The following is a 22,053-nucleotide window of genomic DNA, read 5'->3' on the forward strand; positions in this document are numbered from 1 at the left end:
CCTCAGACTCTGCCTAGGTCGCCTTTGCCGATCGTACCGCTCGCCATTTCCAGCATTCGGTCGAGGCTCTGCTTGGCCTTGAGGCGCAAACCTTCCTCGATTTCGATCCGCGGTTCCAGATCACGCAGGCAGGCGTACATCTTCTCCATGGTATTGAGCGCCATGTACGGGCAGATGTTGCAGCTGCAATTGCCGTCGGCCCCGGGGGCGCCGATGAAGGTCTTTTCCGGAATCGCCTTTTCCATCTGGTGGATGATGTGCGGCTCTGTCGCTACGATCAGCGTGTCGCCTTCGAATGTCTTGGCGAATTGCAGGATGCCGCTGGTCGAGCCGACATAGTCTGCATGATCGATGATATTGGGCGGACATTCGGGATGCGCGGCAATGGGTGCGCCGGGATGCTGTGCCTTGAGTTTGAGCAGCTCTGTCTCACTAAACGCTTCGTGGACGATACACACGCCCGGCCACAGCAGCATTTCGCGGCCAAACTTGCGGCTCATATACCCGCCTAGGTGCCGGTCGGGGCCGAAGATAATCTTCTGGTCTTCCGGTATCTGGCTGATGATGGTTTCCGCGCTGGAGCTGGTGACGATGACGTCGCTCAGCGCCTTCACCTCGGTCGAGCAATTGATGTAAGTCAGCGCGATGTGATCCGGATGGGCTTCACGGAAAGCCTTGAACTTTTCCGGCGGGCAGCTGTCTTCCAGGCTGCAACCGGCATCCATGTCAGGCAGGACGACAATCTTTTCCGGGCTGAGGATTTTTGCCGTGTCGGCCATGAACTTCACGCCACAGAAGACGATAACATCCGCGTCCGTCTCAGCGGCCTTGCGCGACAATTCCAGACTGTCACCCACGAAGTCGGCCATATCCTGGATATCGGCCGTCTGGTAATAATGCGCCAGGATGATCGCGTTCTTCTCCTTGCGGAGGCGATTGATTTCGCTGATCAGGTCTTGACCGGTCGGCAGGCTGGTTTCGGCAGTCATCGTCTGTCCCGTTGTGTGCGTTTGTCGCGCTTATATACGGAACGTGCGTGGTGGCGAGGGGGTTCCGCCAATGCATCCGGCGTCACATCGAAAAATCGGGCGGGAGGAATGCTTCCATTGGTCTTTCAGCGCCCGGAGTGCCGGCGATCACGCGCTGGGTCAGATCATAACCGAGCGGCGAATAGGCAAGCATCATCGAGGCGATGAAGGTACCGGCGTAGACTCCTAGCCCCCACCAATACGCTGGATGGACGCGGCCCAGGCTGCGTTTGTCCGCTATCATTCCGATGACCGGGAAGATCATCGTGACTGCAGTGGTTATGGTCCATGCATTGGGGATCATCAGGGGCAGCGGAAGAAGCCGTCCCACACCCGGGCCCACGAGAATTGCCATGGCGCACAGCATCAAGCGGCGATGCCAACCGGTATAGCGCTGACGAAGCAGGGCCCAGAAAGCGAGGAAGCCGAAGCACCACACCAGCGCGAGATTGCTGATGAGAAATTCATTCACGTCGAAGAAAAACGGCCCGCCGGTCCTCCGCGCGACGACGATCATAATCACGCTTCCCGCAGCCACCATCAGCGGGACGAGCAGATACGCCAGTTTGCCGAGCTTTGCGTGCAGCGACCAGTTACCGGATGACGCGGTAATGTGCTGCGCAATGTACAACCCGATCCAGCTCATGAAGATGGCTGCGTGAACGTGATAAGCGATCGGCACGTCGAAACTCGATCGTCCCATGGCAAGGTTCACCGAAAAGCCCGCGACGATGATCGCAGATATGACGAATGCCATTATGGCGAAAAAGCGCGTGTTGCCGCGGATTGCATCGGCATGCGGCTGCGTGGCTGCTGTAGCCATGGTCGTTCACTCCCCCAAGTTCATGCGACCATTTTTATTGCTTGAGGAATATCGGCGGCGACCAATGTCGTCAATTATTCGGCGGCACTTTCCCCATCGAAGCGCACATTGACCGAAATGTCTTCATAGCCGGCAACCTGGAGCGGGATTGCAAGGTTCTGGCGGACCGCTTCCTTGGCCGCATTGCGAGCCATAGCGAGAACTTGCGGGTTCTTGGCGAATAGCGCAGCCTTGCGTTCGGCCTGCTGCGAGTTGTTGCGCGCCAGATCGGTGCTGGCGTCCCGGCTGACATAGGCACCTTCGGTAAAGGTCGCCTGCGAGCCTTCGTCGAGATTGGGGCGCGAAATCTTCAGTTGCGGCAGGATCACCGTGAGCGTGTCCGAACCATCGTCCCACTGGAAACGGTCCCGGTCCATCTGCGATAAGTCGAGGCGATATTCCACGGTTGCCGGAATGACCGCCGCCTGCCTGCTTTCGAGCAGGTCGACACCCAGCACACCGCGCCTGTCGACACTTTCAGCGACCACTTCAAAGCGAGAAGAGAAAACGGTCAGCGAATTCTGTTTTTCGAAAGCGAGCATGGCACTTGCCACCGGATCGCCTTCTTCCTGATAAAGAAATGCGCGCCAGCCCAGCCACGCCACCGCGGCAATCAGCAGGATCACGATAAGCCATGGAACGGCTTGCACGCGGGCCAGCGATTTTTCCTTTTGCGCAGCGGGTTCTGTCTGGGTCGCGGTGGGTTTCAGCTTGTCTGCCATATGTCTCCTGAACGCAGAACCAGTCCGCGGCGTTCCAGATCTATCAAATGGGCCATTACGGACATTTCCGCAGCGCGGTGCAGCCGTTCGTCCAGCCCCTTGTACATTTTCGGCACGAATTCCGACGCCTCGAGCGGTCCTTCACCCAAGTGGCGCAGGATCTGGTTTTCGCGTTGGCGGCGATGGCCGATCATGCTGCGGACCAATTGGCGCGGCTTTTCAATCGCCTCGCCGTGGGCGGGATAATAGATGCGATCTTCGCGGGCGTAGAGCTTGTCGAGGCTGGCCATGTAATCGGCCATGTCGCCATCGGGCGGCACCACGACGCTGGTCGACCAGCCCATCACATGGTCTCCGGTAAACAGCGCGCCGCTTTCTTCAAGCGCGAAGCACAAATGGTTGGAGACATGGCCGGGCGTGGCCACTGCGCGCAGGGTCCAGCCGGGGCCGGTCATCGCTTCGTCTTCTTCCAATACGCGGTCAGGTTCATAGTCGCGGTCGAAGGACGCATCTGCACGCGGCCCGCTGTCGTCGAGGACAAGCGGGGCGCAGCCCACGATCGGCGCTCCGGTCCGCGCCGCCAATGGACGCGATGCGGGCGAATGATCGCGGTGCGTATGCGTACACATGATCGCGCAGACGTGCTCGCCGCCAATAGCGGCATCGAGCGCAAGCAGGTGCTCCGGATCGTCGGGACCCGGATCGATAATCGCACATCCGTCCCCCAGTCCGACCACGTAACTTTGCGTGCCGGTGTAGGTGTATGGTGAGGGGTTTGGTGCCAGAACGCGCCTGACAAGCGGCTCAAGTTGCAGCGCCTGGCCAGTCGGCCATGGTTTGGGAGGAGGTCCAGCCATGGGGTTGCATATGGGCGGTGAGGCGGTTCATGTCACCTCCTGCCGGTGAATATGGAGACTATATGGCTGATCGAATACTGGTTCTGGATGCGGGAACCACGTCAACGCGGGCGATGGTATTCGGCATTGATGGCGAACTTGAAGCCGTGTCTCAGGCCGATCTGACCCAGCATTATCCCCGGCCCGGCTGGGTGGAACATGATGCGGCAGAGATCTGGGAGAAAACTCTTTCCTGCATGATCGAGGCGGTCGGCGATCAGGCAGACCGAATTGCCGCCATCGGCATTACCAGCCAGCGCGAAACTGTGGTCGCGTGGGACCGCAAAACAGCAGAACCTCTTGCGCGCGCAATTGTGTGGCAAGACCGGCGCACTGCAGAATTTTGCGCTGCGTTGAAGGAGGGCGGTCACGAGCCAGCGATCCAGCGGCAGACTGGCTTGCTGCTCGACCCCTATTTCTCCGGCACCAAGATGCGCTGGATGCTCGACAATGACGAACAGGTGCGCAGCGCGGCAGCCAGCGGGCGGCTGGCATTCGGCACCGTGGAAAGTTGGCTGGTGTTCAAGCTGTCCGGCGGGGACCATGTCTCCGATGCCAGCAACGCCAGCCGGACAATGCTGCTGGCACTGGACGGTGCGAGGTTTGACGAGGGGCTTTGCGACTTGCTCGGCGTTCCTCATGCAAGTCTGCCCCAGGTCGTCGATACGCATGGTCAATTGTCGGCCACATCCGCGCAATGGCTGGGCCGCCCGGTTCCGATAACCGGGCTGGTAGGCGACCAGCAATCGGCCACGATCGGCCAAGGCTGCCTGTCCTTCGGAGAGACCAAGGCGACCTATGGAACCGGCGCCTTCGTGCTCACGAACAAGGGCAGCGACATCCCTGTTTCGGATCACCGCCTGCTCGGCACAGTGCTGCATCAGGGCGGCGGTCAGCGGATCTACGCAATCGAGGGATCATGTTTTGTCGCAGGCAGCCTAATCCAGTACCTGCGCGATCAGCTGGGGCTTATCGGGAATGCCGCAGAGACCGAAGAACTCGCCAGATCAATCGAGGATAGCGGCGAAGTTGTCATTGTGCCGGCGCTCGCAGGGCTGGGCGCCCCTCAGTGGCGGCCCGATGCGCGCGGGGTAATCTCGGGACTAAGCTTTGCGAGCGGAAGAGCCCAGATCGCGCGCGCAGCACTGGAGGCGATGGCGCATCAAACGCATGACCTGGCCACGGCTTTTGCCGCCGACGGGGCGCCTTGGGCGAAGTTGAGAATCGACGGCGGGATGAGCGTGAACAACTGGATGGCGCAGGACCTCGCCAACATCCTCGATATCGAGGTGGAACGCCCGGAATTCGTCGAGACAACGGCGCTGGGTGCAGCCATTTGCGCCGCTGTGGGGGCAGGCATTTATGCAAGCCTGGAAGCAGCAGCGCACGCTATGCGCGGCAATGCAGCGCTGTTCCGTCCCCACATGGCGAAAGATGTACGCGAAGGGCGCCTTGACCGGTATGCAAGGGCGCTGGGAGCCGCCTGATCAGACAGCCGTGAAGGCTTGGGCGATACGGCCCTGAAGCAAGCCGACCGGGTCATCATTGGCCGGAGTTCTTGCGCGCTGCTCGGCATCGATGCGCGCGACGCGTTTCTGCAATCGTTCAGAATCGCGGATCAACGAGCGAATGGTGAGGGGCAGGATCGCCAGGTTCTTGGGATCGGACGGACGATCTTCTCCCAGGCTGCCGTGGCGTTCCAGTTGCTGTGCGCTCAGCTCACCGGAAAAATAGGCGCGCTGGTTCAGCAGCCAGGCCAGAACATGCATGACCCGCGTCGTGGTCCGTAGTCCCTCAATCGAAAGGGCGATGCGCATTTCATTTGAAGATTTCGAGCCATCGCTTTCCTGATCGCGCATGTCGAAGACCGACCGCGCCTCGTCTGCCAGCATCAGAGCTTCCGTGTAGAGATCCTCGATGATCTGCTGGGTGATGGTTTTCTGCATGTCCATGGCCTCTGGCCGGTATATAGCATGGATCGGTCTATCCAGCCCAGCGATTGCCCATGTCCCGGCCTGAGACGGCGCCCGGCGTTGATAAGTCAGGCGATTATGTCGGGGATCAGATTGTCCTCGATCAGCAACATGCGGTCTTTCAGCTGCAGTTTGCGCTTCTTGAGTCGGGCAACCTGCAACTGGTCGACAAAACCGCCATTGTCGCCGGCATCCGTCAACGCATTGATGGCCACATCAAGGTCGCGATGCTCGCTACGCAGCATTTCCAGTCGTTTACGGAGCTCTTGCTCGTTCACTGTCGTCTTCCTTGAATGTCGCTTCGTCGCATGGCCGTAAGGCAGGGGTTTGTAAATTCGCAAGAGTATGATTTGATACTTGGTAAGCGGCTCGTTCCGCAATGGCACGAGTCGCTTCTCTGGGGTCACATACCTACGAAGGAGACAACCCGATGCACTCATCCCATGTCGACGCACTCAAAGCCAAGCACGCTGGGCTCGAAGCTCGCCTGCATGACGAACAAACCCGTCCTGCGCCTGACATCGCGATGATCCAGCAGATCAAGAGGAAAAAGCTGAAGATCAAGGAAGAGCTCGCCACAGCCTGACGGCTCCACGATCAAGGCGGGACGGCACCGATATAGGTGAGCGTCCCGCTTTCGCCTTTCATCATATTTGCTATAGCTACTGGCTATGACAGCCGTTGCATCAGCTCGCCAGATCCTCACGCACCTGCACGAGGTCATGGCCAGCCGCACCCACGCGCAGCACAAGCTCGACCGCGTGGTAGAAATTATCGCCAGCGCTCTCAGCAGCGAAGTCTGTTCGATCTACCTCCTGCGCGAAGGCGAGCTTGAACTCTACGCCACGCAGGGCCTCAATCCCGAAGCCGTTCACGTCACTCGAATGGCGGTAGGCGAAGGGCTCACCGGCACAATCGCGAAGAACATCGAAACGCTGAACCTCGCCGAAGCCAAGGCGCATCCCGACTTCCTGTATCGTCCTGAAACCGGAGAGGACAAATTCCATTCTTTCGCCGGTGTTCCGATTGTCTACCGTGAACGGGCGGTGGGCGTTCTTTGCGTCCAGCACGTTGAGCCGCGGCGGTATGAAGAGGTGGAGATCGAGGCGTTGCAGACCACTGCGATGGTTCTGTCCGAACTCATCGCACACAAGGAACTCGTCGACGAAGAAAACCACCTCGATCTGGACGAGGCGCCGACCGAAACCGAGGTCCTCGACGGACTGACCCTGGCCAAGGGCCTCGCCACCGGTGCCGCGGTATTCCACCAGCCACGGATCGAAATCGATCAGGTCATGGCGGAAGACGTCGAGGCAGAGCGCCAGCGGGTCTACCGCGCCTTCGACAAGATGCGCGACCAGATCGATGCGATGGGAAAGGAACCCGAATTCGGCAAGGGCGGTGAGCACGACGAAGTGCTCAATACCTACAAGATGTTCGCTTACGACGAAGGCTGGAGCAGGCGGATCAATGAAGCCATCGACAGCGGACTGACCGCAGAAGCGGCGATCGAACGCGTCCAGCAGCGCACGCGGATGCGAATGCGTGAGATTGACGATCCGCTGCTGGCGGACCGGATGCACGATCTGGAAGACCTCTCCAACCGGTTGCTGCGGATCGTTTCCGGCCAATTGGGCACGGCCGCCACACAGGGGCTGCGGCGCGATACGATATTGATTGCGCGCAATCTGGGACCGGCTGAACTGCTCGAATACGACCGACGGCGGCTCAAGGGCGTGGTGCTCGAAGAAGGCTCGCTTACTGCGCATGTCGTGATCGTTGCGCGCGCAATGGGCATTCCGGTGCTCGGCCGGGTGAAGGGCGTTCGGGCCAAGGTTTCCGAAGGTGATGAAATCCTGGTCGATGCGGACAAGGGCGTGGTCACACTGCGCCCGTCGCAGCCTATGCTCGAGGCCTTCGACACCCGTTTCGCGCGAACTCGCGAGAAGCAGGCGACGTATGCCGAACTGCGCGATGTCGAACCTTTCACGCGCGATGGCACCCGTATCACGGTGATGATCAACGCTGGCCTGCGCGACGATGTGAGCGCGCTTCAGCTGACCGGGGCGGATGGCATCGGCCTTTTTCGAACCGAGTTCCAGTTCCTCGTTTCATCGACTTTGCCCCAGCGCGAACGGCAAATGCGTCTATACCGCGATGTTCTCGACGCTGCGGACGGGAAGCGCGTGATTTTCCGCACCGTCGACATCGGCGGCGACAAGGCGGTGCCTTATCTCGACAACGGGACGGCGGAGAAGGACGAGAACCCGGCCATGGGCTGGCGTGCCATTCGCCTGTCGCTCGAACGCGAAGGGTTGCTCAAGGCGCAGGCGCGCGCTCTTCTGGAGGCTGCTGCAGGCCGTCAGCTCTCGGTCATGTTCCCGATGGTGTCGGAACCGTGGGAATTCGATGCCGCCAAGGCGATCTTCGAGAACCAGGCCGAATTCCTGCGCAATCGGCGCCGCCACATGCCCGAAAGCGTCGAATATGGCTGCATGCTCGAAGTGCCGTCGCTGGCGGACATGCTGGATATCCTGCTGCCCAAAGTGTCGTTTGTCTCTGTTGGCACGAACGACCTGACCCAGTTTCTCTTTGCTGCCGACCGGGCTAACCCCAAGCTCGCGGAACGTTATGACTGGCTAAGCCCCGCCATTCTGAGGTTCATGGACCGCATCGTGAAAAACATGGTCGGCAGCCAGGTTCGGCTTGCGGTGTGCGGCGAAATGGGCGGAAGGCGGCTGGAGGCGTTGGCTCTCATGGGACTGGGCTATACGCGCTTCTCCATCTCTCCCACCGCTGTGGGGCCGATCAAGGAACTGGTTCGCAAGGTCGACCTCCCTGAACTCAAGGCGAAAATGCAGGTATGGTTGTCGAGCCCCCCGCCTGACATACGGGCCGAATTGACGGCTTGGGCGCAAGCCAACGATATTGAGCTGGATTAAATTCGTCGCTTGCACAGAGCGCCTCGTCCCTGAGGTGTATGTGTGATACGTTCATCGCTTGACAGGCTGGGTCGGACCGCCATTCATGCCGGGATTGAGCGGGAACGCCCGCCGGGCTCTGGACATTCGGGATACGCATGGAACAAGACGACATCGTCGAAGATACCGCCGCGCACGCTGATCGCGTGGGTGACCGTCTGCGCAAGGCGCGCGAAGCCAAAGGCCTCGAGCTGGAGCAGGTTGCGGCGGAAACGCGCATCCCTCATCGCCATCTTCAGGCGATCGAAGACGGCGATTTTGCCAGCTTGCCCTCGCGCACTTACGCGGTTGGATTCAGTCGTACTTATGCTCGGACACTCGAGCTGGACGAACGCGAGATCCTCGACCAGGTACGAGCGGAGCTTGCAGAGGGGCAGCCAGCAACGGCTGCTTCGTCGGCCAAGTTCGAACCGGGTGATCCGGCGCGCGTACCCGGACGCGGACTTGCCTGGTTTGCCGTATTTGCAGCGGTTCTGCTGCTTGGCGGTATCTATGCTTTTTACTCAAGCTATTTCGCGCCGGGCCTTGGCCCTGCACCTCTGCAGGACCCCGCCACACAGGTCGCGGCGAACGAGCCTGCCCAACAGGCGCGGCCGGCCGAAGCCGTTCAGCCAACCGGCGGACCAGTCGTTTTCACCAGCGAAATGGATGGGACCTGGGTAAAGTTCTACGACGCTGCCGGGGAGCGCTTGTACGAAGCGCAGATGGCCAAGGGTGACAGCTACACAATTCCTGCCGACGCGGAAGGTGCACAAATCTGGACCGGACGCCCCTATGCGTTGGCCATCACCGTCGGCGGTAAAAGCGTGCCGAAATTGTCAGAAGAAGACGAGGTCATACGCGATGTGCCGGTGACTGCAGAAGCGCTGCTTTCGCGTGATACGGAACCGGCTTCTGCGCCCGAGGCAAACGAGGCGGATCCGGCGACTACCTGACCACGGCGGAAAACCGGCTTCATCCCCTCGACAGTTTCGTGGGGGTAGGTCTAGATTCACATTCAATTCGGACGAGGAGAACGGGCGTTATGATGACCCGCATCGCACGTGGTATCGGTTTTGGCGGTATTGCTATCGCATTGGTGGCGACTTCGGTGCCAGCAATTGCCCAGGATAATTCGGATAGCCGCATCAGGAAGCTGGAAGCGGAAGTTCGCGCACTCCAGCGCCAGGTGTTCCCCGGCGGTGATGGCCGCTATTTCGAGCCGGAAATTACCGGTCAGCCGGCAGCTCGGCCCAGCGTCAGCACAACGAATTCGACCACTGCGGTCACCGATATTCTGGCCCGGCTGGATGCGCTCGAGACGCAGCTGCAGCGCCTGACTGCGCAATACGAAGTTGGCGGCAACGCCATGCGTTTGCTCGACGAGCGCATCGAAGCGCTTGAAGCAGCGAACGCGCCTGCACCGGCACCCGCATCGACTCCGTCAGCGACAGCAACGCCAACGCCGACTTCGGCCGTGACCGCAACGCCGACGCCTTCGCCAGCCGCGCAGCCCAGTCCCGAACGTGTCGCCGCAGTTCAGGCGATCGCGAAACCGCAAACGGACGATCCGGCTGACGACGAATATTCCTACGGCTTCCGCCTGTGGGAAGCAGGCTTTCATCCTGAAGCTCAGCAGCAACTGACGATGTTCGTCGAGAAATATTCGGATCACTGGCGCGCGACCTATGGCCGCAACCTGCTTGGCCGCGCCTATCTCGATGATGGTAAGCCCAATGACGCGGCGCCCTGGTTCCTGCAGAATTACCAAGCAGACAAGAGCGGGGCCCGGGCCGGAGACAGCCTGCTGTTTCTTGCTGAAGCCATGATCGCGCTCAAAGACACCAACCGGGCTTGCATCGCATTGGCTGAATTCGGTGACACCTATCCGGCGCTTGCCGCAGGCCGCCTGCAGAGCCAGTACGAGCGCAATCTCGGCAAGGTTACGTGTAACTGACGTGGATATCGCGCCGGAGCTGACCGAGCGGTTCAAGACCGATCTTGCGCAGCTCTGGCCGTCAATCGCCAACGTCGATGCCAAGCTGGGACTAGCCGTCTCCGGAGGCGGCGATAGCCTGGCGCTCTTGCGGCTGGCCAATGCCGCGCTGCCGGGCCGTGTCGAGGCCGCCACGGTTGACCACCAGTTGCGGCCCGAAAGCGCTCACGAGGCGTTGCAGGTAGCCGAATTTTGCCGTTCGATCGGCGTTCCCCACCAGACATTCGAGGTCCTTGTCGAGCAGGGCAATCTGCAAGACCGTGCGCGTGCCGCCCGCTATGAAGCGTTGGCGAAGTGGTGCGAGAGCAGGGGCCTCGGTGCCCTGGTCACCGCGCATCAGATGGACGATCAGGCAGAGACGCTGCTGATGCGCCTCAATCGCGGAAGCGGGTTGGCGGGCCTTGCCTCCATTCGGGCCTCCGGCGCAGTGCCCGGGTCGGCGGTCCTCTTGCTGCGTCCACTTCTGAGCTGGCGGCGTGCAGAGCTGGCGCATCTCGTGGAACGGGCCGGATGGAAGGCAGTGTCCGACCCATCGAACGAAGATCTCGCCTTTGACAGGATCCGGATCCGCAAGCAGCTTGAAGGCGCAGACTGGCTGGACGTCGAAAATATCGCACGCAGCGCGCGGCTTCTAGCGGAAGCGAATGATTTCGTAGAAGAACAACTGTCCGCTTGCTGGAATGCCAACGTCGATGTGCGTGATGGCAAGCTGCGGTATTATCCGGGCAAATCGCGGTTCATGAACATCGAAATGCTCAAGCAGATCTTCATGCGGATGGGGGCGGTGGGCAGTCGAACCGAATTGGCGCGTCTCGCAGACCGCTTGTGGGCTGGAGAAAATGGATCGCTGGGCGGTGTGCTCGCAAAACCCGCGCGCGATGATCGCGGCCCGGGGTTTGAGGGAAGATGCTGGACTTTCGCGGCAGAACCTGCGCGCCGGACAAATTAGCCGATTATCGGGTCGCCCAAGCCGATGCGCTTGCCGTCGGTGATGATGACCTTGTCGCCCTTCTTGGCGATCTCGAAAATCCGCGCGGCCAAGGGATCGGGAATCGCCACACAGCCGTGGCTCGCGTATCCGTTTTGCACTTCCGAACCGCCGTGGATCGCAATGCCGTCCCACGTCAGGCGCAAGGTCCACGGCATCGGAGCGTTGCCGTACTTCTCCGACACATTGTGCCGTTCCTTGGTCAGTATCGGGAAGGTGCCAGTGGGCGTGGGATGTTCATCCGTGCCCAGCATCACGGCGGCGGCGCCGATTTCATAGCCATCACGGAACACGGAAATCGTGCGTGCCTGCAAGTCGACCGTGATCAATAGCGGACCTTCGGGTACGCCTTCATCATCCCAGTGCCATTCACCGTATTTGATCGGCCCCTCGATCGGGAGGACGCGGCGGATGGTGAAGGGGCGTTTCGCATCAGCTTCCAGCTTCGCGAGAATTGCCGCCTCTGGTGCGATTTCGACTTTTTCAGGAGCTTGTGCGAGTTCTGGCCCGGCGGAAACCGAACCGCCATAGGCGAGCATCGCCAGGCCGAGGACGACCACGAGGCTGGTTCCGCCAATCCATTTGAGAATCGCATCCATGACAGAGAATATAGGTGGTTTACCCGCCGTTTACCAAGGCTCTCGCGGTAAAGTCCCGTAACGAAACGGCACAGATGTTGATTCTTACTGCCCCAGTTGCACTGCCTTGCGCGCTATTTCTTCAACTGCGGCTTCGTCGATCGGGCCGCGCGAAGCGACCCAGCTGCCGCCGACGCAAAGTACGGGATCGAAAGCCAGCCATTCGGCTGCATTGCTCTCCGAAATCCCGCCGGTCGGGCAAAAGCGGCATTGGCTGAAGGGCGCTGCCAGCGCCTTGAGCGCCGGCAATCCGCCTGCAGCCATCGCCGGGAAGAACTTGAAATGCGTGAGGCCAAGATCCAGCCCGCGCATGATGTCGCTGGCATTGGCGATGCCCGGAAGAAAGGGGATGCCTTCGCGGATAGCCGCCTTGCCGAGCGGTTCGGTCAGGCCGGGTGAAACGATAAATTCGCTACCCGCAGCGATGGCGTCAGCCAGTTCCTGCTGGTTGGTCACGGTACCGGCACCGACAATGGCGCCTTCGACCTTGCGCATTTCGCGGATCGCCTCGAGCGCGGCGGGAGTGCGCAATGTGACTTCCAGTACGCGCAGGCCGCCCGCAACCAGCGCACGGGCCAGCGGCTGTGCATGAGCAACCTCGTCGACCACGATGACCGGAATGACCGGCGCGGTCTGCATGATGTCGGATATCTGGCTCACTTGGCGTCTTTCCCGTGTTCGGAGGAGAAGGCTGCAGCCGCGCCGAACAGGCCCGGCTGAGGATGGACGATGAGCTTGACCGGAAGGCCCGCCATCATGCTTTCAAAACGGCCCTTGGCGCGGAAACGTTCGGCAAAGCCGGATTTCAGCAGCGTGTCGCGCAGCCGGTATCCAAGGCCGCCCGCAATCACGACGCCCTTGGCACCGTGCGCCAGCGCCATGTCGCCTGCAACGCTGCCTAGCGACAGGCAGAACCGGTCGACCGCAGCAGCGGCAAGGCTGTCTTCGCCGCTCATGCCCTTGGTCCAGATTTCGATATCGTCCACTTCTGGAACGGCTTTCTGCTCCATGGCAGCCAGCGTCTGGTAGATGTCGGAAATTGCCGGCCCGGCAACGACGCGTTCGACCGATACGCGGTTATGCCGTTTACGCAGCCGGGCAAGGATAGCGTCTTCAATGCTGTCGAGCGGAGCAAAGTCGATATGGCCGCCCTCTGTGGCAGAGACGCGGTATGTGCCATCAGGTTCGCGGTAGAGGTGCGCCACGCCCAGGCCTGTGCCAGGGCCGAGGACGGTCAACCGGCCGGTTGCAGGAAGCGGACCTTCGGGGCCCGTCATGTGGAGGAACTGGTCCTCGCTGGCGCGTGCAACGGCATGGGCCACAGCTTCGAAATCATTGACGATCGTATAGGCATCGACGCCAAGCTTCTCACGCACCATCGCAGGACGGATGATCCAGGGGTTATTGGTGAAGCGGATGACATCCCCGCCGACTGGACCTGCAATGGCCATCGAAACGCGGGGAGGCAGGCTCCCGCCCATGCGTTTGCGGTAATCTTCCCACGCGGTTTGAAAGCTTACATGATCTTCCGTGTGCAGGGTTTCCGGTTCGCTCAGGGTGATGCTGCCGTCATCGGCGATGGTCGCGATGGCAAAGCGGGCGTGCGTACCCCCAATATCGACGCTGACGAGTTCCATGTCTTACAATCCTGCCATTGCGAGCATTGAGGAGGCGCCCTGTTCGGCCCCGTCGGCATTCGCGCGGAACATGGCATAGAATTCGCGGCCCATACCGGCATCGGGTGCGGGGTTGGGGGCTGCCTCGCGGCTATCCAGATCGGCCGTAGTCGACAGCGTGCCGGTCTGTGCGCAGACCCTCACGATATCCCCATCGCGCAAATGCGCCAGAGGGCCTCCGCCGAGCGCCTCGGGGGTGCAATGAATAGCTGCGGGCACTTTGCCGCTCGCTCCGCTCATGCGGCCATCGGTAACAAGAGCAACCCGGTATCCGCGATCCTGCAATACGCCGAGCGCGGGGGTGAGCTTGTGCAGTTCGGGCATACCGTTCGCTCGCGGGCCTTGGAACCGGACAACAACGACGACATCGCGGTCGAGTTCGCCCTTGGAGAACGCTTCATTCACCGAATGCTGGTCCTCGAAGACCCGGCAAGGTGCCTCGATCGTCCAGCGTTCAGGCTCTACCGCAGATGACTTGAAGCAGGCGCGGCCAAGGTTGCCCTCGACCAGGCGCATACCACCGTCCTCCTGGAAGGGCTGCGATGCGGGACGCAGCATTTCTGTATCGCCGCTTGGACCCGGATCACGCCAGGTGAGGGTATCTCCGTCCATGCCCGGTTCGCGGGAATAGGCTTCGAATCCGCCTTCCCAAATCGTCAGAATATCGCCGTGGGCCAATCCTTCGTCGAGAAGCGTTCCGATCACGTAGCCCATGCCGCCGGCATCGTGGAAATGGTTCACATCGCCCGAGCCATTGGGGTAGACGCGCGCGACGAGCGGCACCGCGCTCGACAGTTCGGCAAGGTCGGTCCAGTCGAAGCGGATGCCTGCGGCACGCGCCATCGCCGGGATATGGATGGCGTGATTTGTGGAACCGCCGGTCGCCAAAAGGCCGATCGCCGCGTTGATGATCGCTTTTTCATCGATCACTTGCGCGAGCGGGCGGAAGTCGCCGCCTTCCTTGCCAATCGCAGCGAGACGGTGAGTGGCAGCGCGGGTAATTTCCTGACGCAGCTTCACGCCGGGCGGCACGAATGCCGCACCGGGAACATGGAGCCCCATCATCTCCATCATCATCTGGTTGGAATTTGCCGTGCCGTAAAAAGTGCAAGTGCCCGGCGAATGGTAGCTCGCGCTTTCGCTTTCGAGCAATTCGTCACGGCCAACCTTGCCTTCTGCGTACAGCTGGCGGGTCTTTTGCTTTTCCTTGTTGGAAATGCCTGTCCCCATCGGTCCCGAGGGGATGAAGATCGACGGCAGATGCCCGAACCGCAGCGCCCCCATGAGCAATCCCGGGACGATCTTGTCGCAAATGCCGAGCAGGGCGACACCGTCGTACATGGCATGGCTCAGCGCGACGATTGTTGACAGCGCTATCGTATCGCGGCTGAACAGCGACAGCTCCATCCCGTCCTGACCTTGCGTCACACCGTCGCACATGGCCGGTGTGGCACCTGCAACCTGCGCAGTGGCGCCGACTTCGCGGGCCCAGATCTTCATCCGTTCCGGGTAACGGTGATAAGGCTGATGGGCCGACAGCATATCGTTATAAGAGGTAACGATCCCCAGGTTCGGGCCCTTGGCAACCTTGATCGCCTGCTGATCTTCCTCGGCTCCGGCAAAAGCGTGGGCCAGGTTGGAACAGGACAAAGAATCCCGGTTAACCTGACGGTCGCCTTCGCGGTTCATCAGGTCGAGATAATCCGCGCGGCTGGCCTTGGAATTTTCGATGACGCGCTGCGTCACCTTGTGGATCGTATCGTTCAGCGGTCTAGTCATCGTGCCAGGTAACCCCATCGCGTTCGGCCAGCGCGATCGCTGCGCTCGGCCCCCAGGTGCCTGCGGAATAGGTCTTGGGTTTGGTTTCGTTGTCGGACCACAGCTGCCGGATCTGGTCGATCCATTCCCACTGAGCCTCGACCTCGTCGCGCCGCACGAACAACGTCTGGTCGCCTTCAATAAGGTCGAGCAAAAGTCGTTCGTAAGCGATCCGGCGAACCGTGTCGGAAAAAGCATCCGGCATTGCGATGTCGAGGGGCACAGGACGCAGGCGCAGACCTTCGCGGCCCAAGCCCGGCACCTTGGCCATCATCGTCAGCTGGATATTTTCCTTGGGCTGGATTTCAATGACCAGCCGGTTGGGCTGGGTCGTGGCTCCGCGGCCCTCGAAGATCGAGTGCGGGATGCAGCGAAACTGGATGACGATTTCGGTCACACGCTCGGGCAGGCGTTTGCCGTGCCGCAAGTAAAATGGCACCCCGCGCCAGCGCCAATTGTCGACATGCGCCTTCACTGCGACAAAGGTCTCGGTATCGCTTTCCTTGCCCAGTTCGTCGTCGTAGCCGGGAACGCTGGCACCATCGACAGCACCGGCCCGGTATTGACCAGTGACTACTTCGTCGGCCTGAACCTCGCGCAGGGCACGCAGGACTTTTACTTTCTCATCGCGGACGGCAGTGGAATCAAAGCTGGTAGGCGGCTCCATCGCCACCAGTGCGAGCAGCTGGAGCATATGGTTCTGCACCATGTCACGCAGGGCGCCGCTATCGTCGTAATAGGCAACGCGCGATTCCAGGCCGACCGTTTCCGCGACCGTTATCTGGACATGCTCGACGTAATTCGAATTCCACACCGGTTCGAGAAGGATGTTGGCGAAACGTAAAGCCAACAGGTTCTGTACCGTTTCCTTGCCAAGATAATGATCGATCCGGAAAATTCGCCCCTCCGGGAAGGCTGCGGCGACGGCATCGTTGATTTCCTCGCTGCTCGCCAGATCTGTGCCGAGCGGCTTTTCCAGGCCAATGCGGACGTTGCCCTTGGTGAGGCCGGACTTTTCCAGCCCGCGGATGGTCGTTTCGAACAGGCTCGGTGCGGTGGAGAGGAAGATCGCCAGGCCGCTGTAGTCGCCGACTTCGCGGGCCAGTTCTTCATAGCCCTCGGGGGTGGTCGCATCGACTGGTACATAACTGAGCCGGTTGAGGAAATTGGCAAGCCCGCCGCGGCGTTGAGCGGGAAGGAATTTCTCCAGAGCCTCCCGCGCAAAGTTGCGGAATTCTTGCTTGGTCATCTCTGAGCGGGCCGTGCAGATGATGCGTAATTTCGCATCGAGCAGGCCATCTGCGTCGAGAGCACATAGCGATGGCAACAACATGCGCTGTGACAAATCGCCGGTCGCTCCGAACAAGAGCAGGCGATCGGCGGTGAAGCTTAGCTCGTGCATATACCGTCCATTGGCGGCTTTCTCCCCATTTCGGATGCTGGCCTACCAGCGCTGCGGGTCAGGCGCCAGTTAGCTGCATTCCTATTCTTTTCAGATTTCCTCGACCGATACGGAACTGCGCAGGAACTGGCTTGCACCGAAAGTGGTCATGAAGCTGACGTCAGCCGCGTCTCGGCCGACACCGATTTTAACGATCTGGGCAGGGTCGGCCATGCCAGTGGCGTCAACGAGCTGCCACGCGCCGCCGCCTTCAATATTCGGATCGTTCAGGAAGACCTCGGCGACAGCATGGAAGTCCTGCGGTTCAACTCCCGGCGCGTAACACGCCACGTAGCGGGCAGGGATCGTGCTGGCTCGCGCCATCGCGACGACGGTGTGGGCATAGTCACGGCAAATACCGCGCCGCTCGACGAAGCTGTCCAGGGCATTAGTCTGTGGTCCGGATGCGCCGGGCACATATGAATATTTGCGCGAGATCCAATCCTGTATTGCAGCGATACGGGCGCCGCCACTGGTCCCGGAAAACTCGTCCTCGACGAAGGTCTGGAACCGGTCTGCCGCGCAATAACGGCTGTCGAACAGATACTCGACTGCACCGCCTGGCATTTCGTGCGGAGACAGTGCCGACAGGTCGGACAAATTGGCCAATTCTCGGCGGATTTCGACTTCAGCCGTGTAGCTGACTTCAAATTCACCCACGGCACGCAGCCAGATCCGCTCGCCGATGGCGTCTTGGGCTGGGACATGGGCGCAGTGCTGAGCTTCGGACAGGTCAGTCTGCATACTCAGAATGTCTTGTTCGGGGATCGCCGCTGCTTCGAATTGCAGCAAAACGTCGGTCTCGCGTTCAAGGGAAAAGGCGAAGCTGCTTTTGATGGCTATGGGCATGACCGGACAACGCGGCTGAGCCGACAATGTTTCGTATCCCCGAGAAGACTGGAAAACACACAGGCCCTAGACGAGAAAAGGGCCCCGCGATGGGGGCCCTTTGAACTATTTTATTTTGGTCCTGGACTGAACTAATTCAGCCGAGAAGCCATCTCCAGAAACTCCACATGGGTTACCTCCTGTTGTGGTTCAACAGAAAGCAATCCATTAACTATGCTTGTTTGTAAAGTATTAACTATGTCCCGGTTTTGCTCTCCGCAAGAGAAACCTTGTATGTCAATAGGTTAGTTAAAGAGAGCGGCCGCGCTAAAGCGTAGCCCTGGACGTACCGGCAGCCGATTTCGTTAAGGATTTGAAGGGTTTTCTCGTCTTCGGCCCCTTCAGCGATCACGGTGATTCGCGAGGCTGCTCCCATTGCGACCATGCTGGAAGCTATTGCACGCGCCTTGGCGCTTGTACTGATGCTGTCGACGAACAGACGATCGATTTTCAGTTCGTCGAACGGCAGTTCGTAAAGCGCTTCGAAATTGGCAGCACCAACACCAAAGTCATCGATGGAAATACGCAGGCCGAGCGACTTCAATTCATTCAGGATCGCAGCCGCAGTCTCGAGATTTCCGATCCGCGAGGTCTCGGTGATTTCAAGCACCAGATAACGGGGATCGTATCCGGTGGCTTGGATAGTATCGCGTACAAGCCCCACGATACGCATGTCTCCCAGCAAGGTCGCAGAGATATTCACTGCCATCGAAAGCTGGCTTCCGCGGAAATGCAGTAGCCGTCCGGCGTTGCATGCAGTCTGGAGCACGTACCGGGTCAGGTGTTCCATGCGCCCGGCTTTTTCGCATTGGGCAATGAATTTCATCGGCGAGATGAAGCCACGATCTGGATCGTGCCAGCGCACCAGTGCTTCTACACCTGTCATCTCGCCCGCGATCATGTCGACCTTTGGTTGGTAAACGCAGTAGATCTCGCCGGCTTCCATCGCGTCATCAATCCGCGCACGAAGGGAAATATCCCACAGTTCATCGTGGCGATCCGCAACCTTTGCAAAATGGATTGGGTCGTGCGCTTCGGAGGTATCTTCAGCAGCGGCCGCCGCGGCGGCCACAGCGTCGCGCCCGGCATCAACCAGGCTTGCGACACCGAAGGTAATGCCAACGTCCACACTCTCGTCGCCGATCTGGATGGGGGCCGCAAAAATGGCGCGCAGGCCTGCGAGATGTTCGATCAAAACATCTGCGCGGTTTTCATCTGTTTCCCACGCGAGGTTGTGCCCATCGATGTATATCGTCAACTCGCTGTCGGCGGCGCGCAGTCGATCGACCAGCCTGTGCACGTACTTTGCGCGTTGGGCCGAACCGAGTGTTTTCAGGACACGCTCGAAGCCGTGAAGCCGAGCGACGATGATGTGGCCTCGAGGAATATCTGCCTTGGCAATCAACTGCTCAAGTAGTCGGAGTTTGGGCAGGCCGGTCTCGCTATCAACATTGGCTAGGCGCATTCTCCAACGCGCCCGCGAGCGAAGAATGCCGTATGTAATCAGGAGCACACCGACATATGACAGCTCGACCCGTACGCCGAGTTTCGCTCCCGCGTACAGAATTATAGGCAAAGCCAGAACGACGCCGAGATACGCCGCTCTGCGCACTGGGCGGGAGGGATTGCTCAATATGAGAATTGCAAGAGCCGTCATGAAGAACAGGAAAATCGGCATGGCGCCAACAAAACCATTACGGCCCGATTTTAGCGTTTCCGCCGCGTAGATCGCGATGTAGCTGGGAGGTGCACTGTAGCGACCAGGGACTTTCATGCTCAAATCGGTGAGCGATGCGCCAGGGCCTATAACCACCGTCTTGCCGCTGATATCGGTGTCCAATGGCTTGTTCTGTGCAAAGTCATCGAGGTCGGCAGTAGGGATCAGATCTGGGTGGAAGCCATAATCGACAATAAGCTTGCTGTTTGCCGTCGTCCGCGTGCCAGCTAGTGAGGCAGGAAAGAATGATGTGTTACCGAGTGCGTAATGATCAAGATTGTACTGCCATGTATATCCGAACCAGCTATCCGTGCGGTCGCTTACGACGCGGCCACCGGTGCTCACGAAAGCAGCATCAGAACGTTCGTAGGTTTCTCCGGAGCCGTCGATATTAAGTTCGATCTGGTCCACAAGGGCGATGCGCGGACCGAGTGACTGGATTGCTTTGGCTAGATCCTGGTCTGCAGCAGAATTCTCGCCTTCCTTTAAAACGAAATCCAGATAGATCTTCCCAACGCCGCGGGCTTCCATCGAACGTAGCGCTGCTGCGAGCTTTTCACGTTCGGAAGACCTTGAGGTGTTCTCAACTCCGCCTGCGCCAACGAAAACGATATCCCCAGAGGGGTGCTTGTCTGCGATACGGGACTGAAGCAGCCAGGAGAACTGGTCAATTGGTTCGAGCAGCATCACCGCCAGCATGACGAACGCGATCGCACCGCCCCAAAGGAGGTGTTGTATGCGCTTCAGCATTCCAGTCGATCGCGGCCGCAGGGCCTGCGATTTCTTGGCGCTGTGCGCTGGAGCGAGGGCGGTTTTCTCGACCATCACCCGCCCCTATGCGGCGGTTAATGTTAAGAATGTTTCAACGCGGCGCGAGATTTATATGACCGACGTCGCAAAACTGCGGGTTTCGATGGTTAAAACCGATTAAGGGGCTTGAGTTAACGAAATTGTCCCGTTCGGCCAGCACTCGGCCGTCTGACGGGTCGAAAACTCCGTATTTCAGCGGGAGTTAGGGGTTCTCAAAGACTTCCAGAATATCTTAACAAGCCGGCGATTTTGCAGGTGCCGTTTTTATACAATTACGCCAAAAAGGTCGTGATCGTCGGCTTCTTCAATCTCAACCTCGACGAAGTCCCCTGGCGAAACCGCCTGAGGGACGTTGCGCAGATAGACCGCACCATCGATTTCCGGAGCATCGGCCTGACTGCGGCCAGTTGCCCCGACGTCGCCGTCCTCGTCTGCCTCGCCTACTTCGTCGATGATGACTTTCATGGTCCTGCCGACCTTGGCCGACAATTTTGCCGCGCTGATCCGCGCGGTTACTTCCATGATGCGCGAGAAGCGTTCTTCCTTGAGCTCTTCCGGAACAGGGTCGGGAAGGGCATTTGCCCGCGCGCCTTCGACGGGTTCGAAACGGAATGCGCCGACGCGGTCAAGCTGCGCTTCCTCTAGCCAATCAAGCAAATATTGGAAATCTTCCTCGGTTTCACCGGGGAAGCCGACCACGAAGCTGGAACGAACCGCAATGTCCGGGCAAATTGAGCGCCAGACTTTCAGGCGTTCCAACACCTTCGCCTCGTTGGCAGGGCGCCGCATGGCGCGCAGCACCTTGGGGCTGGCATGCTGGAACGGGATATCGAGATAAGGCGTCAGCAGTCCTTCCGCCATCAGCGGGATAACCGCGTCAACATGCGGGTAGGGGTAAACATAGTGCAGGCGGACCCATGGCGGCACGCCGCCTCCGGTGTCCAATTGGCCCAATTCGCGCGCAAGATCCGTCATGTGCGCACGAACGGAATTGCCTTTCCACATCCGCTCTTCATGGCGGGTATCGACACCGTATGCCGAGGTGTCCTGACTGATAACCAGCAGTTCCTTCGTGCCAGCAGCGACCAGCTTTTCGGCTTCGCGCAGCACCGCATCGATCCGGCGGCTGGCAAGTTTGCCCCGCAGGTCAGGAATGATGCAGAAGGCGCAGGAGTGATTGCAGCCCTCGGAAATCTTGAGATAGCTGTAATGGCGCGGCGTCAGCTTGACGTCCGGCTGCGGGATCAGGTCGATGTAGGGGCCTTGGCTCGGCGGGGCGTGCGTGTGCACCGCTTCGACCACCTGCTCGTACTGGTGTGCGCCGGTTACCGCGAGAACGCTGGGGTGAGCAGCGCGGATTGCGTCAGCCTCTTCGCCCATGCAGCCCGTAACAATGACGCGTCCGTTTTCCTGGATCGCTTCGCCGATGGCCTGAAGGCTCTCTTCCTTGGCGGAATCGAGAAAGCCGCAGGTGTTGACCAGAACGATATCAGCCCCGGCATAGTCAGGGCTCATGGCATAGCCATCAGCGCGCAGGCGCGTGAGGATGCGTTCGCTGTCGACGAGCGCCTTGGGGCAGCCGAGAGAAACCATGCCGACCTTCTTCTGGTCGGGGATCGATGATGTTGCGGTGTTCATGC

20 protein-coding genes are annotated in these 22,053 nt (G+C 59.9%); 6 read left to right on the top strand and 14 right to left on the bottom strand.

The genetic code is table 11. From position 1 onward, the window contains the following. Positions 1-2 precede the first annotated feature (2 nt). The 4 genes from nadA to K3166_RS02120 all read right to left on the bottom strand — a co-directional run bounded on the left by nadA (position 3) and on the right by K3166_RS02120 (position 3,469). On the bottom strand, positions 3-989 hold the full coding sequence (gene nadA / locus K3166_RS02105; RefSeq protein WP_221423064.1) for a quinolinate synthase NadA: 987 nt from the start codon (positions 987-989) through the stop codon (positions 3-5). An 82-nt stretch (positions 990-1,071) separates the two neighbouring features. After that, a complete protein-coding gene (locus K3166_RS02110; protein ID WP_221423065.1) occupies positions 1,072-1,851 on the bottom strand; it encodes a hypothetical protein in 780 nt (259 codons plus the stop codon). Positions 1,852-1,925: 74 nt separating this feature from the next. Beyond that, positions 1,926-2,612 carry a DUF4230 domain-containing protein gene (locus K3166_RS02115; RefSeq protein WP_221423066.1) on the bottom strand — a complete coding sequence of 229 codons (687 nt, stop codon included), beginning with the start codon at positions 2,610-2,612 and terminating at the stop codon, positions 1,926-1,928. Beyond that, positions 2,597-3,469 carry an MBL fold metallo-hydrolase gene (locus K3166_RS02120; RefSeq protein WP_221423067.1) on the bottom strand — a complete coding sequence of 291 codons (873 nt, stop codon included), beginning with the start codon at positions 3,467-3,469 and terminating at the stop codon, positions 2,597-2,599. The genes K3166_RS02115 and K3166_RS02120 overlap by 16 nt, the downstream gene beginning before the upstream one ends. A gap of 62 nt (positions 3,470-3,531) precedes the next feature. On the opposite strand from K3166_RS02120, the gene K3166_RS02125 reads away from it, so the two are divergent. After that, a complete protein-coding gene (locus K3166_RS02125) occupies positions 3,532-4,995 on the top strand; it encodes a glycerol kinase (RefSeq protein ID WP_221423918.1) in 1,464 nt (487 codons plus the stop codon). Here K3166_RS02125 and K3166_RS02130 read toward each other — a convergent pair whose 3' ends face one another. Further along, a complete protein-coding gene (locus K3166_RS02130) occupies positions 4,996-5,460 on the bottom strand; it encodes a DUF1465 family protein (protein ID WP_221423068.1) in 465 nt (154 codons plus the stop codon). An 89-nt stretch (positions 5,461-5,549) separates the two neighbouring features. Then, entirely contained in the window at positions 5,550-5,759 is a 210-nt protein-coding gene (locus K3166_RS02135; RefSeq protein WP_221423069.1) for a YdcH family protein, read from the bottom strand. Positions 5,760-5,911: 152 nt separating this feature from the next. Between K3166_RS02135 and K3166_RS02140 the strand changes: the two genes are divergently transcribed. The 5 genes from K3166_RS02140 to tilS all read left to right on the top strand — a co-directional run bounded on the left by K3166_RS02140 (position 5,912) and on the right by tilS (position 11,386). After that, positions 5,912-6,067: a YdcH family protein gene (locus K3166_RS02140; RefSeq protein WP_221423070.1), complete on the top strand. Its 156-nt coding sequence runs from the start codon at positions 5,912-5,914 to the stop codon at positions 6,065-6,067. 85 nt (positions 6,068-6,152) lie between these two features. After that, positions 6,153-8,423: a phosphoenolpyruvate--protein phosphotransferase gene (ptsP, locus tag K3166_RS02145; protein WP_221423071.1), complete on the top strand. Its 2,271-nt coding sequence runs from the start codon at positions 6,153-6,155 to the stop codon at positions 8,421-8,423. Between the two features lie 137 nt (positions 8,424-8,560). Next, positions 8,561-9,397, top strand: a complete 837-nt coding sequence (locus K3166_RS02150) for a helix-turn-helix domain-containing protein (protein ID WP_221423072.1) — start codon at positions 8,561-8,563, stop codon at positions 9,395-9,397. 89 nt (positions 9,398-9,486) lie between these two features. Then, complete coding sequence (locus tag K3166_RS02155; protein ID WP_221423073.1) at positions 9,487-10,398, top strand: tetratricopeptide repeat protein; 912 nt, start codon at positions 9,487-9,489, stop codon at positions 10,396-10,398. A gap of 1 nt (position 10,399) precedes the next feature. After that, positions 10,400-11,386 carry a tRNA lysidine(34) synthetase TilS gene (tilS, locus tag K3166_RS02160; RefSeq protein ID WP_221423074.1) on the top strand — a complete coding sequence of 329 codons (987 nt, stop codon included), beginning with the start codon at positions 10,400-10,402 and terminating at the stop codon, positions 11,384-11,386. On the opposite strand, the gene K3166_RS02165 is transcribed toward tilS, so the two are convergent. The 8 genes from K3166_RS02165 to rimO form a co-directional block, all read right to left on the bottom strand. Continuing rightward, positions 11,383-12,024, bottom strand: a complete 642-nt coding sequence (locus K3166_RS02165) for a L,D-transpeptidase family protein (RefSeq protein ID WP_221423075.1) — start codon at positions 12,022-12,024, stop codon at positions 11,383-11,385. The two genes, tilS and K3166_RS02165, sit on opposite strands and share 4 nt — an antisense overlap. Before the next feature lie 84 nt (positions 12,025-12,108). Next, positions 12,109-12,723, bottom strand: coding sequence for a bifunctional 4-hydroxy-2-oxoglutarate aldolase/2-dehydro-3-deoxy-phosphogluconate aldolase (gene eda / locus K3166_RS02170; protein ID WP_221423076.1), 615 nt, complete (start codon positions 12,721-12,723; stop codon positions 12,109-12,111). After that, complete coding sequence (gene glk / locus K3166_RS02175; RefSeq protein WP_221423077.1) at positions 12,720-13,700, bottom strand: glucokinase; 981 nt, start codon at positions 13,698-13,700, stop codon at positions 12,720-12,722. Before glk ends, eda begins: the two co-directional genes overlap by 4 nt. A 3-nt stretch (positions 13,701-13,703) precedes the next feature. Then, positions 13,704-15,518, bottom strand: coding sequence for a phosphogluconate dehydratase (edd, locus tag K3166_RS02180; protein ID WP_221423078.1), 1,815 nt, complete (start codon positions 15,516-15,518; stop codon positions 13,704-13,706). Further along, positions 15,511-16,959, bottom strand: coding sequence for a glucose-6-phosphate dehydrogenase (gene zwf / locus K3166_RS02185; protein WP_221423079.1), 1,449 nt, complete (start codon positions 16,957-16,959; stop codon positions 15,511-15,513). Before zwf ends, edd begins: the two co-directional genes overlap by 8 nt. 90 nt (positions 16,960-17,049) lie before the next feature. Beyond that, entirely contained in the window at positions 17,050-17,847 is a 798-nt protein-coding gene (locus K3166_RS02190) for a transglutaminase-like domain-containing protein (protein ID WP_221423080.1), read from the bottom strand. 235 nt (positions 17,848-18,082) lie between these two features. Further along, entirely contained in the window at positions 18,083-20,428 is a 2,346-nt protein-coding gene (locus K3166_RS02195) for a GGDEF domain-containing phosphodiesterase (protein WP_221423081.1), read from the bottom strand. Between the two features lie 249 nt (positions 20,429-20,677). Continuing rightward, positions 20,678-22,051 (bottom strand): 30S ribosomal protein S12 methylthiotransferase RimO, encoded by a 1,374-nt coding sequence (rimO, locus tag K3166_RS02200; RefSeq protein ID WP_221423082.1) that lies wholly within the window; start codon positions 22,049-22,051, stop codon positions 20,678-20,680. Positions 22,052-22,053: the final 2 nt, after the last annotated feature.

The organism is Qipengyuania psychrotolerans (assembly GCF_019711355.1).
GTDB classification, from domain to species: Bacteria; Pseudomonadota; Alphaproteobacteria; order Sphingomonadales; family Sphingomonadaceae; genus Qipengyuania; species Qipengyuania psychrotolerans.